At 62.7% G+C, this 13,805-nt stretch carries 13 protein-coding genes and 1 riboswitch; of the genes, 1 reads left to right on the forward strand and 12 read right to left on the reverse strand.

The features are described 5' to 3' along the window. Positions 1-144: 144 nt before the first annotated feature. The 11 genes from S4A8_RS12660 to S4A8_RS12710 form a co-directional block, all read right to left on the reverse strand. Entirely contained in the window at positions 145-783 is a 639-nt protein-coding gene (locus tag S4A8_RS12660) for an urea amidolyase associated protein UAAP2 (RefSeq protein WP_353220420.1), read from the reverse strand. Between the two features lie 231 nt (positions 784-1,014). Continuing rightward, positions 1,015-1,737, reverse strand: a complete 723-nt coding sequence (locus tag S4A8_RS12665) for an urea amidolyase associated protein UAAP1 (protein ID WP_353220421.1) — start codon at positions 1,735-1,737, stop codon at positions 1,015-1,017. Continuing rightward, entirely contained in the window at positions 1,734-2,507 is a 774-nt protein-coding gene (locus tag S4A8_RS12670) for an ABC transporter ATP-binding protein (RefSeq protein WP_353220422.1), read from the reverse strand. The genes S4A8_RS12665 and S4A8_RS12670 overlap by 4 nt, the downstream gene beginning before the upstream one ends. After that, positions 2,507-3,331, reverse strand: a complete 825-nt coding sequence (locus S4A8_RS12675) for an ABC transporter permease (RefSeq protein WP_353220423.1) — start codon at positions 3,329-3,331, stop codon at positions 2,507-2,509. Before S4A8_RS12675 ends, S4A8_RS12670 begins: the two co-directional genes overlap by 1 nt. A 69-nt stretch (positions 3,332-3,400) precedes the next feature. Next, entirely contained in the window at positions 3,401-4,450 is a 1,050-nt protein-coding gene (locus tag S4A8_RS12680; protein WP_353220424.1) for a putative urea ABC transporter substrate-binding protein, read from the reverse strand. Positions 4,451-4,510: 60 nt separating this feature from the next. Next, positions 4,511-4,636: riboswitch (guanidine-I (ykkC/yxkD leader) on the reverse strand. Positions 4,637-4,814: 178 nt separating this feature from the next. Then, positions 4,815-5,645, reverse strand: a complete 831-nt coding sequence (locus S4A8_RS12685) for an HAD family hydrolase (RefSeq protein WP_353220425.1) — start codon at positions 5,643-5,645, stop codon at positions 4,815-4,817. Between the two features lie 67 nt (positions 5,646-5,712). Continuing rightward, on the reverse strand, positions 5,713-6,609 hold the full coding sequence (locus S4A8_RS12690; RefSeq protein WP_353220426.1) for a hypothetical protein: 897 nt from the start codon (positions 6,607-6,609) through the stop codon (positions 5,713-5,715). 10 nt (positions 6,610-6,619) lie between these two features. Then, positions 6,620-6,910 carry a DUF6384 family protein gene (locus tag S4A8_RS12695; RefSeq protein WP_353220427.1) on the reverse strand — a complete coding sequence of 97 codons (291 nt, stop codon included), beginning with the start codon at positions 6,908-6,910 and terminating at the stop codon, positions 6,620-6,622. Positions 6,911-7,188: 278 nt separating this feature from the next. After that, the gene (locus S4A8_RS12700) at positions 7,189-9,288 is read right to left on the reverse strand and encodes a carboxy terminal-processing peptidase (RefSeq protein WP_353220428.1); all 2,100 of its coding nucleotides are present in this window, start codon (positions 9,286-9,288) and stop codon (positions 7,189-7,191) included. A gap of 357 nt (positions 9,289-9,645) precedes the next feature. After that, positions 9,646-10,374 carry a sulfite exporter TauE/SafE family protein gene (locus S4A8_RS12705; RefSeq protein ID WP_353220429.1) on the reverse strand — a complete coding sequence of 243 codons (729 nt, stop codon included), beginning with the start codon at positions 10,372-10,374 and terminating at the stop codon, positions 9,646-9,648. 270 nt (positions 10,375-10,644) lie between these two features. Beyond that, the gene (locus S4A8_RS12710; protein ID WP_353220430.1) at positions 10,645-10,848 is read right to left on the reverse strand and encodes a hypothetical protein; all 204 of its coding nucleotides are present in this window, start codon (positions 10,846-10,848) and stop codon (positions 10,645-10,647) included. Between S4A8_RS12710 and yccS the strand changes: the two genes are divergently transcribed. Continuing rightward, positions 10,848-12,989 (forward strand): YccS family putative transporter, encoded by a 2,142-nt coding sequence (yccS, locus tag S4A8_RS12715; RefSeq protein ID WP_353220431.1) that lies wholly within the window; start codon positions 10,848-10,850, stop codon positions 12,987-12,989. The genes S4A8_RS12710 and yccS overlap by 1 nt on opposite strands. 378 nt (positions 12,990-13,367) lie before the next feature. On the opposite strand, the gene S4A8_RS12720 is transcribed toward yccS, so the two are convergent. Further along, entirely contained in the window at positions 13,368-13,634 is a 267-nt protein-coding gene (locus tag S4A8_RS12720) for a YrhK family protein (RefSeq protein ID WP_353176596.1), read from the reverse strand. Between the last annotated feature and the right edge of the window lie 171 nt (positions 13,635-13,805).

Consider the following 13,805-nt stretch of genomic DNA (forward strand, 5'->3'; position numbering starts at 1 on the left):
CCATCTGTGAAATCTGCGTCATCTGTGGATAGTCGTGAAGGAACGAAGCCGTCGGCGGCGAGGCGTGCGCCGATCCGTTCAGCAGCGTTCTTTCATTTGCGCGTTTTTGCGTTCATTCGCGGACGAAAACCTTGGAACCAGGCATCAATCCCAGACCAGCACTTCCAACGGCGTCGGGTTGAAGCCGCTGCAGGGGTTGTTGAGCTGCGGGCAGTTGGAGATGAGGACGACCACGTCCATTTCCGCGATCATTTCTACATACTTGCCCGGCCCGGAGATGCCGTCGTCGAAGTACAGCTCGCCGTTGGCGGTGACCGGCACGTTCATGAAAAAGTTGATGTTGTGGGCGATATCGCGCTTGGTAATGCCGTACTCGGGATGGTTGGCGATCGCCAGCATCCAGTTGTCGCGACAGGAATGCATATGCCGCTTTTCCAGGTCGTAGCGCACCGTGTTGGACTCGCTGGCACAGGCACCGCCGAGGGTGTCGTGGCGGCCGCAGGTATCCGCGGTGATCGTGAGCATGACGTTGTTCAGGTTCGATCTGAGCTCGCTGCCGGTGCTCAAATAGACCTTGCCCTGTTCGCGTACGGTATCCACCGCGCTGTAGCGCTCGGACGGGTCGTTTGCGTTGAAGAACAGGGTATCGGCGGCTTCGTTGCCTTCGACGTCGACGATACGAATCGTCTGGCCGGCCTTGATCGTCCCGATGTAATGGTCGCCGGCATCAATGAAATGCCGGAAGCACGCGTTTTCTTCACGTTGCTGGCTTGCGATGGTCATGAGTGCTCCTTTGAAACTTTTCGTCTTTGTTCTTTAAGACGTATCCACAGATTTCGGTGATTACGCAGATTTAAAAACAGGGTCGAGATCAACCTGTGGTTTTACATTCGCGTGTATTCGCGTTTATTTGCGGACAAATATTCTTCTTCGTAATTGACAGAGCGTCATACACGGATATTTCCTGCCTTGAATTTGTGTAATCTGCGCAATCTGCGGATCAAAGCCTTTGCTTCAGGCAGCGCCTAAGTAATACAAACGGTTGTTTTCGAACCCGCGAGCGTTTTCGGCGCAGTGGTTCAGGCAAACGTCGTCGTCAGCCACGGGTGCGGCTTCGCCCAGGGCAATATCCACGCCGCGCTTGGGGTATTCGGCAGCGGGGTCGAGCGGGTGCGGGCAGGTGTGCAGGGCCACCAGCGTGTCCATTTCGAAACGCAGCGTGACCGCGTCGCCGGCCTTGCAGTGCCCGGATACGAACGACAGCTTGCCGTCGTCGTCGGCTTCGACTTTGGAAAACAGATTCAGGTTGGCGGCGAGATCACGCTTGCCCAGGCCGTATTTGGCCAGCTCGATCAGAAAGCTGTCGTGGCCGGTCTGGGTACGGTCGTTGAGCGCGGCCTGAAAGCTCACCGGCTGCCAGCCCTTTTCGATGAGATGGCGTTCGTGCAGGTTGCCGCCCACGGCGTCGTGCCAGCCCAGATCGTCCTCGACGATAGAGGCGAAGATCCGCCCCATGTCCGAATACAGGCAGTTGCCGCGGGTCAGCTTGAAGCTGTGCTGACATTTGAGGGTGTCGGGCAAATTCAAGCGCTCGAGCAGGTTTTCCGGGTTGTACATGAGCATTCCGACATTGGTATCTGGCTCGCTCGCGGTGAGCGTCATGGTGGTGCCACGACGCAGGCGCAACGACCAGTGTTGGCCGCCGGGTAGATGGGTGGTGTAGGCGTAGTCGCTCATGCGTGCATGTCCTCCTCGATTTGCTTGGCCTGGGAAGGCGCATCCTCGCGGTTGCGGTCCACGTCCAGGTCGTAGGTGATGGTGGCGCCATAGGCCTGCGGCGCCTGCGGGTCGTCACGCCACTTGTCGAATACCCACACGCGCGTACCCAGCGCGAAGGCTTCCTCGATGTCGTGGGTGATCATGAAGATGGTCAGTTTTTGTTCGCGCCAGAGCTTGCCGACCAGTTCGTGCATGTCCTGACGAATGCCGGGGTCGAGCGCGCCGAACGGCTCGTCGAGCAAGAGAATGCGCGGGCGCATCATCAAGGCCTGGGCGATCGCCAGGCGTTGCTGCATGCCGCCGGAGAGTTCGTGCGGATACTTGTCCAGCGCATGCTGCAGGCCCACCTGGGTCAGGCGTTCGAGTGCCGCCTCGCGGGCCTTGCGCCGGCCGGGGCCGAACAGCTTGCCGAACACCCGCGAGCGCGAGAGCTCCTCGGCGATGATGGTGTTGCCCAGCACGGTCAGATGGGGAAACACCGAATAGCGCTGAAACACCACGCCACGGTCCGGGCCCGGCTCGCCGGGGATCGGCTTGTCGTCGACCAGCAGCTGCCCCTTGGTGATCGACTCGGTGCCGAGCATCATCTTCAGGAAGGTGGTCTTGCCACAGCCGGAAGCGCCGACAATGGTCACGAACTCGCCCGGCTCCACGCTGAAGTTCAGCCGTTCGAGCACCACATCGTCGCCGTAATGTTTTTCCAGCCCTTTGGCTTCTACGAGACTCATCAGGACTTGCCCTCGTCGACGTGATACCAGGGAAACGACAGACGCGAGATCCACAGCAGCGCCTGGTCGATGACGAATGCCAGCAGGGTGATCCAGGCCACATAGGGCAGGATCACGTCCATCGACAGATAGCGGCGCACCAGAAAGATGCGATAGCCCAGCCCGTCCTGGGCGGCGATGGCTTCGGCCGCGATCAGAAACAGCCAGGCACTGCCCAGCGCCAGCCGTGTGGCCGAGATCAGCCGGGGCGTGAGCTGGGGCAGCAGCACGCGCAGCATCACCTGCCAGGAATTGGCACCCAGCGTCTGGGCCTTGATGCGTTGCTCTTCGGGCAGGCGTAGCGCCTCGCCGGTGAGATCGCGAATCAGAAACGGCGTGATGCCGACGATGATCAGCACGATCTTGGCCAGTTCGCCGGTGCCGAAGACGATGAACAGAATCGGCAGTACGGCCAGCGGCGGGATTAGCGACACCACCGTAATCAACGGCGAGAAGGGCGCCCGAAACAACGGCAGCCCGCCACTGAACAGGCCGAATACCAGTGCCGCGAATGCGCTGATACCCACGCCGATACCCAGCCGTTTGAGACTCGCGGCGGTATCCGCCCATAGCGGAATGCTGCCGGTACGTACGTTCGCTTCGGTCGCCAGCCCATGCATGGTGTCGGCCATCTTGGCCGGCGAGGGCAGCAGGCGGTCGTTGGGGTTTTCGGCCAGCCGGGCGCTGGAGGCGCTCAGATAGACGAAGGCGATCAGCAAAAACGGCAACAGCGCCAGGGCGACGCGCGCAGGGCGGGCCGGCTTGAGATTGATCAAGCGCTTCATGAATACGGTCCTTGGGGTACGGGCCGATCGGCCGCGCCCGGGGTCACGGGCGCGGTCCGGGCGATGTCGTTACTGCGACTCGGCGTAGTTTTCGGTGAAGCTCGGATCGAACCGCATCATCACGTTCGACGCGTTGCCATAAACACCCGCCGGCGATTCGATACCGACGAAATCCGGACCCGGCGCGGCCGGGCCGAGCAGGCCGTGCTTGAAGCTGAATTCGGCGATGCGCTGCATCGTGTCCAGCAATTCCTGGCTGTTCATCAGCTTGGCGGCTTCGGCCGGGTCGGTATACAGATGGGTGGCTTCGAGCTGTTGCTTGTAGCCGGCCACATCGGTGCCGGCGGCCTCGGCCATTGCCGCGAGCGCGTCTTCGTCGCCCTCGGCGATATGCTGCATGACTTCATACCAGGCGCCGACCATGGCCTTGCCGAAGTCCGGATTGTCCTTGAGCGTCTGGGTGTTCACCACCAGCATGTCGAGGATTTCGCGCGGAATCTCGTGCGAGGTATAGACCAGATTGCTGTTGGGCATGGCATCGATGGCCTGCAGCTGCGGGTTCCAGGTCACCACCGCGTCGACATCGTCGTTGGCATAGATGCCCACCATGTCGGCATCGGAGGTGTTCACGGTATTGATGTCGCGCTCGGACAGGCCGACCGATTCGAGTGCGCGGGCCAGGAAGTAGTGCGACACGCTGAACTGCACCAGATTCACCTGACGGCCCTTGATATCGGCCAGCGAATCGGCGTTTTTCAGGATGATGCCGTCGTTGCCGTCGGAATAGTCGTTGACGATCAACGCGGTGGAGTCCACACCGGAGGCCGCCGGAATGGTGAGCGTATCCATATTGGTGATTGCGCAGCCATCCATATTGCCGGAGGTGTACTGGTTGACCGACTCGATGTAATCGTTGATCTGGACCAGATCGACCGAGATATCGTATTTATCGGCCCATTTCTTCATGATCCCGGAGCTTTCGGCATAGCTCCAGGGCATCCAGCCGGCGTAGATCGACCAGCAGACACGGAAGTTATCCTTCGCCTGTGCAGCGCCCAACGGCACCAGCGATACGGCGAGCACGGCAAGAAGTGCGAATAGGCGGGAAGTGCGGGGCATGGCGGTCTCCAACTTCGGCGAATGACACAGGGGGTACCGGCGCAGCTGCGCTGCATGGTGACCTCCCGGGCTTTTATCCCGCCGTGTAACCTGGCCCGATCTGGCGATCGTTTTCAGGTCGATGGCTCTCGGACCAGTCACCGCCGCTTGTTTGTCGCGTCGGCCGGAACCCTAGCCATCCATTGGAAACTGATTGTGGGGCAGACGAAGCTGCCGATACCCGATTAACTCGTTGCCGGGTTCAATGCAGGAACCTTGCCAGGCTTGCACAATCAGTGGCTTGGATTACCTTCCTGCAAGCGCGCCCTGGTTGGAGCCGGTTGGGCGCGGCGTTTGCACTAAAACGGGGCGCAGCGAGCGCGCATTATTCCCGTGCGCGTTCCACCCGCAGATGCTGGGCCCGCATATGGCGGGCCAGGTCGACCAGTTCGCCGAGGTTGTCGACGACGGCATCGGGCCGGTGCGGATGCCGCACCGTGCCCGGAAAGATCTTGTCGATCCAGGCCGCATCCCAGCCCGCCCCGTTGTAGAACACGGCCGCCACCCCTGCGCGCTTGGCGGCGATGACGTCGGTCGTGGAGTCGCCCACATACCAGACATGTTCGCTGGCAGTGCGCCCGAGTTGATCGAGGGCCGTCAGCAACAGATCGGGGTGTGGTTTGCGGTGGGGCACGTCGTTGCCACAGGTCATGGCATCGAACAGATCCTGCCAGCCGGTGTTATCCACGATGGCCAGTTCGTGGTTCATGAATTCGCGGTTGCGGTTGGAGATCAGCCCCAGGGTGATATCCAGATCGCGCAGCGCCTGCAGATTGGCGCGGGTATCCGGCTCCAGCGGCGTGACCTCGCCCACGTACTTGCGATAGGAGGTATCGAAGGCGGCATGGGCACGCTGCTTGGCATCGGGATTGTCGCCGAACAGCACTTCGAAGATATCGGTACGCGAGATCTTGCGCTCGGCGACGATGCGCGGATGCAACGCGCGATTGTCGCGTACGTATTTCACCAGTTTGGCGTCCTCGATCGTCTTGGACTGATCGGGGGCCAGCAGATGTTCGAGCAGGCCCAGTTCCTCCAGGTGCGGCAGCACATCGTCGACGGCGTGGTACATGGCGTCGTGGGTATCGACAAGCGTGGCGTGCCAGTCGATGAGTATCACGCAGGGTTCGCCGTGGGGCATTTGCAGAATGCTCATGAAGCGGTCGTATCCAAAAATGTGCGGGCCGGGCCGTCATTGTGCACGAGCCGGGCTGATCGTCGGGTCAATCGTCGACGGCTTCGCTGTCGGACTCGTCGGGCACGAGCGATGCCAGGCGCTGGCTGAGATCTTCGTGCTCGGCTTGCAGGCGGGCGAGATCGTCGATCGCGCGGGCATCGAGCTCGGTGGCGGTCTGGGCGGCGAGCGTGCGCAGCGCGGCCAGTGGCTGATTCGCGAAACTGCGCCGGTAGAGCTGGCGCATTTCGCGGGCGTATTGGTCGTCGTGTGCGTCGAATGCCGGGCGGGCCGCGATCAGTGCCTGGTCCTGGGCTGCCTCGCGGGCGTTGCTTTCGGCCAGGCGCTCGGCTTGCTCATGGGGCTCGCGGGCCGTGTCGCGGCGTTGCTTGAGTTCGCCCGCCCGCGCGAGCTGTTGCCAGTAATCGGCCAGCGCGCGTTCGTGATCTCGCAGGCGTATTTCGAGCCGTTCGATGTTCTCTGTCAGCCAGGCCGGCATGTCGACGAGCAGGCTGTAATCGGCATAGGCGGTATCGAAATCGACGAGCTCCGCAATCCAGTCGTCGACACGCCGCGCCCAGCCCCGATAGGTATAGTCGTGGCGGGCATAGCCGCGGTTGAGCAGGTGCATGAACAGCATATCGTTTTCGTAGGCTGGACGTTTCGCCTCGCACTCGGCACGGGCATCGTTCAGACGGGTGGTGAGCGCTTCCAGCGTCTGGCGCGTGTGCTCGTAGCGCTCGGCTTCGGCCCGGTACGCCGGCTCGGCCTGGAGTTCGTCTTCCAGTTGCGCGCGCAGGTCTGCATAGGCCGCTTCGGCCTCGGCCGCCTGGGTGCGCGCCGTGGTCAGGCGTTGCGCGCGCGTCGCCTGCCGGCTGTCGAATTCCTGCACGGCGCGTTCGATATCCTCGCCGAAGACGCGCCGCCGTTCGGCGAGTTCCTGCATGCGGCGGTCGCTACGGGTGAGATCGCCCCGGATTTCGCCGGCGGCGAGACTGCGCGCACGCAGTTCGGCGAAGTGCTGCCAGAGTTCGTCCTGGCGGGCCTCGTTGGCCGCGATCGAGGGTCTGGCTATCGATCTCGATACCCTGGGCCGCATAGAGCCGGGACAAACGCTCGTGCAGGGCCTGGCGGCGGGCAGCGTAATCGCTGGCCTGGTCGAGCGTATCGGCGCGCCGGCGCATGCGATCGGCAATATCCATGACCACCAGACTTTCTTCCAGGCCGGCTGGATCACGCGTAGGCATGAGCGGTCAGCCACGTTGCCCGGGTCTCAACCGCTGCGCTCGCGCAGGCGTATTGTCCGCAAATGAACGCGAAGACACGCGAATAAAGCGACACAAAGCCGCGTAGGTTGGCTTAGGCCGCTAGGCCGTAAGCCAACACGGGCTGGCCTCGCGGGCGGCGCGAAGGGCGTGGCCGTTTGGCTTTCCGGGCTGCGTTCTGTGTTGGATTACGCTTCGCGAATCCGACCTATGCCCTGGAACGGCCGGCAAGCGCGGCCGCATAGGCGAGCCTGGCCCGTCTATGCGGCCTGTTTTTCGCGAATGAAGACTTCGACCAGGTCGAGCAGGATACGCGCGCTTTCGGTCTGGTAGGCGTCGATTTCGTCGTCATCCAGTGCGTGGGTGCTGAGTTCCTCTTCCTGCGGGTCTTCGTCTTCCTCGCTCTTTTCGAAGGCTTCGTAGTCTTCGAACGGCGGCTCACCGGTGGCCTTGCGATGGGTGTTGGCGAGTTTCAGGCTCTGCTGCTTGAGTGCTTTCTGCTCGGCGCGGCGCTCGTCGAGATTGAGCGATACCCGCGTCTTTTCGCTCTGCTGGCGGGCCAGGCGAATCCGCTCGACGCGGTAACGATAGTCCGGGTCGTTTTCGATACGCATGTCGTGGCCGCGTTTGAGCGTATCCAGCAGCTGATCGATTTCGTCCGAGTAGGGAAAGGTCGTGGGCTTGATCCGATCCCAGGGCAGGGCATTGGGCAGCGCGCTTTCGCCGATCTTGCTCGGGTCGATCGCGGCCGGGAAGGTGATATCCGGGCTCACGCCGCGATCCTGGGTGGAATCGCCGGTGACGCGATAGAACTTGGCCTGGGTCAGCTTGATCTGGCCTTCGGAGAGCGGCATCAGCGTCTGAACCGTGCCCTTGCCGAAGGTCTGGCCGCCCAACACGATGGCACGCCCGTAATCCTGGAGGGCGCCGGCCACGATTTCCGAGGCCGAGGCCGACAGCCGATTGACCATGACCGCCAGCGGGCCGTCGTAGACCGGGCCGTCGTTGCGATCGCCCAGAACCTGGACATTGCCGTCGGCATCGCGAATCTGCACCACGGGCACCGAATTCATGAACAGGCCGGTGAGCTTCATGGCCTCGCCGAGCGCGCCGCCGCCATTGTTGCGCAGATCGAGCACGATACCGGCCAGATCCTTGTTCTTCTTGAGTTCGACCAGCAGCTTTTCGACGTCCTTTGCGGTGCCGTTATAGAACGACGGCAGACTGATCAGGCCCACGTCGACGGTCTGGCCGTCGCGTTCGAGTTTGATGATCTGCTTGCGCGCGGCCTGATCCTTGAGTTCGATCTTGTCGCGTACGAGGGTGATCGTCTTGGTCTGGCTGTTGTCGGCCGGCGAGATCTGCAGGCGCACGGTCGAGCCTTTCTCGCCGCGGATGAGTTGCACGGTTTCATCCAGACGCATGCCCACGACATCGGTGAATTCGCCGTCTTCGCCCTGGCCCACGGCAATAATGCGATCGGTGGGCTTGAGCTTGCCCGACTTGGCAGCCGGGCCGCCCGGAATCAGGCGCACCAGTTCCGCATAGCCGTTCTTCGAGCGCAGCTCGGCGCCGATGCCCTGCAGCTGCAGGTTCATGTCGATATTGAAATCTTCCGAACGCCGCGGCGAGAAATAATCGGTGTGCGGGTCGTAGCTGTGGGTGTAGGCATCCATATAGGCCGAGAACGCGTCCATCGGCTCGGCCTGGCGCAGTTGCTTGAGCTCGTTGGAATAGCGCTGGGTGAGGCGCTTTTCGATCTCGTCGTCATCGAGATCGTTGAGCTTGAGATTGATCAGCTGGTTTTCCAGCTGCTTGGTCCACAGGGCCTCGCGCTCGCTGGCATCGGCCGGCCAGGGCGCGTTTTCGCGATCCACGTCGAAGCTTTCGTCGTCGTCGATATCCAGGCTGTCGATGCCCTGTTCGACGCGGTTGAGCGCCCACTGGTCGATCTGGATACGACGTTTCTGGTAGGTGTTGTAGATATCGAAGGCCGCCCGTGTCTGGCCCTGCTTGAGTTCGTCGTCGAGCGAGTGCTCGTACTTGTCGCGCAGGCGTTCGATATCCGATTGCAGAAATACGCCGCGGGTGCCGTCGAGCTCGTCGAGATAGGCGTTGAAGAATTTCTCCGAAAACGCGTCGTTGAGATCGACCTTGTTGTAGTGGTTCTTTTGTAGCTGCTTGACGACTTCGCGGTCGATTTCGCCCTGGTTGGCATCGGGTACCAGCGGTGTATAGCCCTCGGCGGTGCCGGCGCCGGCATCCGGTACCGGTTCCGGGTCGGCCGGCGCGTCCGCCGCGCAGCCGGTCTGCGCGAAGGCGAACAGGACAATCAGAAACAGCAGGGCAAGCTTGCGCATGAAGAAACTCGTTGATTGGCCGGAATCGGCTGTACGGCGACAGCGGCGCGGGGCCCGAGGCCGCCGCGGGCTTATACGGTTATTGCCATTGTTGCCATTATGGCGTATCGCTTTCACGATACACGAATTATTTGCGATCTCCGGCAGCACGCGGACGATGCACGGTCACATCGTGTCTATCGGTGTAGGCCGCGCGCTGTGTCGATGATCGCAAGCCTTATTGGGTCTATCGGCTGCCAATAACCGCAGTGAATGCCCGGTTGTCGACGCAAGCGCGTACGAATAGCCGATATTCCACGTCTGAAATCATGCCCGGGCCGGGCGCTTACGTGCAATGCGGGCAGACACGGAGGCGGTTCAGCCGAACACCAGGCGCAGCGCCGGTAGCAGCAGAATCAGCGCCAGGGCGCGCGAGAATGTCTTTTGATTGATTCGGTAGTGCAGTCGGTTGCCGACCAGCAGGCCGAGGGCGATGCCGGGTACGGTCAACAGCGCCATCAGGGCCAGTTCGCCGGTGAGCAGGCCGAGCTGAAAATAGACGATGTTCTGGGTGATCGTGCCGCAGAGAAACGCCAGTGTGAGCACCGAGCGCGCCGTCTGTTTCGGGTAGCGCAGGCTCACATAGATCAGCAGCGGAATGGGCGATACGCCCACTGCGCCCACGATGATCCCGGCCGCGCCGCCGCAGCCGAACAGACAGGCGCTTTCCCGGCGTGTGCGTGGCGGCGGCTGATCCGGGGTGGGCGTGCGCCAGAGCATGAGCGCGACATACACCAGTATTGCCATGCCCAGCCCGCGGCGCAGTATCTCTGCCGGCAGGATCGCCAGCAGCTGGCCGCCCACGACGATGCCCAGCGACAGCCCGAGTGCGGCGGCCGGCCCGCGCCGCCAGTCCATTTCATGGCGGGTCAGCCAACTGAGCATCAGATTGGGCACGAGCACGACCATCGCCACGGTCGCGACCACATCGCGAAACGGAAACAGCATCACCAGCAGCGACAGGGTCAGCGTGCCCGAGCCAAAGCCGGTCATGCCCTGTGCACAGGCCCCGGCGAATGCGGCGAGATTGAACAACAGAATCTGCACGGTCGTCCCGATTTGAGATGACACCGGCGCGGGCCGGCGGTAACGAGTGATGCGCTCGGCGCGACGCGCAAGGGTAAACGTTTGCCGTGGCCGCGTCGTGTCTTGCGGCGTAATCTCCCACGTCGGGCCGTGCCTTTAGGCAATACGGGCGAACTGTCCAGGGCCGTTCGTCGCGAGATAAGCCGTCGCATCGGCGACCAGGCCGCGGCAAGACAAAGCATCGTGCGTGCCGCGTGGTTATTCCACCTCAGCGAGCCAGACAATGAACCATCACGCCGGATTGCCGTGGCTTGGCCGCCGACCGATCGTTATGGGTTGGGTACGCCATGCGTCGTTAAGTTCGTTGAGCGTGGGCTTGCCACGCTCGGCGGGCCGCGCCTTGGCTGACACGTCCGGCACAGGCAATGCGATGGCATATCCCGCGACGACAGGCCCTAGAATATGCGCCTGGGTTTGCGATTCGGGTTGGGTCATTGCGCTGGCATCGTCTGCAGTATCTGCTCGCTTTCGAGCGCTTCGCCGATGCGTTGCGTGTATTCGTCGCGCTCACCGGCGTCATGCTCTATGCCGGGCTGGGCAACAACGCCCACGAGCTGATTCCGCTCATGCTGGGCGTGATCGCCGCGGCGATCGCCGAAACCGACGACAGCTGGCGCCGACGCGCCAGTGCGCTGGCGGTAACACTGCTGTGTTTCGGCCTGGCCGCATTGATCGTGCAATGGCTGTTCGAGCGCACGTGGCTATTCGGGCTGGCGCTGACGCTGGGCTCGTTTTTGCTGGTGATGATGGGCGCGGTGAGCGCGCGCTATGCAACCATCAGCAATGCCACGCTGTTGCTGGCGGTCTACGGCATGATCGGGCGCGACCAGCACAGTCTGACCGATGCCTTCTGGCACCAGCCGGCGCTCCTGGTGGCCGGGGCCGGCTGGTATGGGTTGTTGTCGTTGCTGTGGAATGCGCTGTTCGTGCACCGGCCCGTGCGCCAAGCGCTCGCACGGCTCTACGATGCGCTGGGCGATTATCTCGACTGCAAGGCCCGCCTGTTCGAACCCAGTCGCGGCCTGGATATCGCCGCCTGTCGCAATGCGCTCGCGCACGCCAATGCGCGGGTCGTGGCCGCACTCAACGATACGCGACTGGCATTGATCGACCGCCTCGACGGCCGGCGTTCGCGCTCGGCGATGGAAGAGAATCTGCGCCTGTATCTGGCCGCCCAGGATATTCACGAACGCGCGGCATCCTCGCATTATCCGTACTCACGTCTGGTTCAGGCGTTTTTCCATAGCGATCTGATGTTTCGCGCGCAGCGTCTGGTCGCGGCCGTGGGCCGCGCCTGTCGTGAACGTGGCGCGGCCCTGCGCTACGAGGCACCGACACGGTTTGGCTACCTGCAGACCGCGCGTTCGGAGTTCGATGCCGCGCTGACTTATCAGCGCGAAGGCAACCCGGCACCGGAGCGTGGTCTGCTCGCCGCGGTCGAAGAACTGGCCGACAATCTCGATACGCTCACCGACCGGGTCGCCAGCGCCGAAGCGCCCGCCGAACAGAGTGACGAGCAACGCCTGCAGGACCCGGCGCCGGCCTCCTTCGGCGAAGGATGGCGTCGTATCGTGGTCGAGCTCACACCGGCCTCGGCGCGTTTTCGCCATGGTCTGCGGCTGGGCCTGGCGATGCTGGCCGGCTATATCGTGCTCAAGCTCGTGCATCCGGAACAGGGCTACTGGATCCTGCTGACCGTGATGCTGGTCTGCCAGCCCGACTACGGCGCGACCCGTCAGCGGGTGGTGCAGCGTATCGGCGGCACCGTGCTTGGCCTGGTTCTGGGTTGGGCCTTACTCAAGCTCTTTCCCGCGACCGAAATCCAGCTGCTGCTCACGATCGCGGCCGGAGTGACGTTCTTTGCGGCGCGTTTTCGCCGCTATGTGGTGGCCGCCGCGGCGATCAGCGTGCTCGTACTGCTGGCCTTCAACCAGGTCGGCAACGGTTTCGATCTGATCGTGCCGCGGCTGCTGGATACGGTCATCGGGGCGGTACTCGCGTTTGCTGCCATGCGGTTGGTATTGCCGGATTGGCGTTCGCGCGAACTGCATCAGCGCCTGGCCGATGCGCTGGCGGCCAACGGCCGGTATCTGCGTGCGATCCTGGCCCAGTATCGCAGTGGCAAACGCGACGATCTGGCCTACCGGATCGCCCGCCGCGATGCCCACAACGCCGATGCCGCGGTGAGTACGCATGTCTCCTCGGCGCTCAAGGACCCGCACGGTGCACGCGCGGACAGCCGCCAGGCGCTGGCCGTACTGGCCAGCGCGCAGACGTTGATCGCGCATCTGTCCACGCTGGGCGCCCACCGCCAGGTACTGGCCGCGCATGCCGGCAATACCTTGCTCGAGCAGGTCGGCGCCTATATCGCGGATACGCTCGAAGAGGCCAGCCATGCGCTCGTGCGCGGCGAGCCGATGCCGGTCGACAGCGAATACGAACACAGCCTGCGCGATGCCCTGACTGCGGCCCCGTTGGGAAATATGGAGCCCCAGCGGCTGATTGCGAGCCAGCTCGCCCAGTTGCTCGACGAGCTGCCGCGGCTGCGCCGTATCGGGCAGGCGCTGGTGCGTTAGCGCGTGATCGCTACGATATCGTTCGGCTCAAGGCGGGTATTCCAGGCCTAGCGATGTGATGGCTTCGTTCCTGAAGAGGAACCGCAGATTGCGCAGATTACGCAGATGAATAAGCGCGCCGCCCATGCGGCTGACGACAGCGAACGAGCGCGATTTCCTGTCCTGGGTCTGTGTGATCTGCGGACCTTTTCGCCAGGCAGGCGTGGTGTCCGCAAATGAACGCGAAGACAGGCGAATACGACGAACGGCAGCGCGCCTGAAGGCCGGCCGGTCTGATATTCATGCCGCCTGCTGAACTGTGTACATCATCAGGTAGGGCGTTACGGGCCTGGCCTGACGGCACGGGCAGGGCGATGGCCTGGCCCGTGGCAACAGGCCCTAGTCGTCGTCGCCCGGCAAGGGCAGCTGGGCGATATGGAATTCACGCACGACCTTGATCGTCGGGCGCAGCAGAAAATGCACCGAGCCGAGAGTGAAACACCAGGTCGCCGGGATCATCAGGCTTTCATAGAAGAACATCACCGAGCCGACCAGAAAATACAGGGCCGCGAAAAAATCGTTGAGCGTATAGAGCTTTTCGTAGCGCCCGTAGACCTTGCGCTGATGGTGGTCGGTGGCGTGCTTGGGTTCGAACATGGCAGCCATGAATATGTCCTGTAACGGCGAAGCGGGCGACACAACATAGCGAATTGCCGGCGTCGCGAAATGGCCAGGGCCCGGCCCCGTGCGAGTCGTTCGTCGGTAACGTCTTGATAGAACGGGGCTCGCCGGGCGCGCTTGCGCCCGGGCAGGAATAGCCACGCGGCGCAAAAGCGC

Source organism: Salinisphaera sp. S4-8, from assembly GCF_040361235.1.
GTDB lineage: Bacteria > Pseudomonadota > Gammaproteobacteria > Nevskiales > Salinisphaeraceae > Salinisphaera.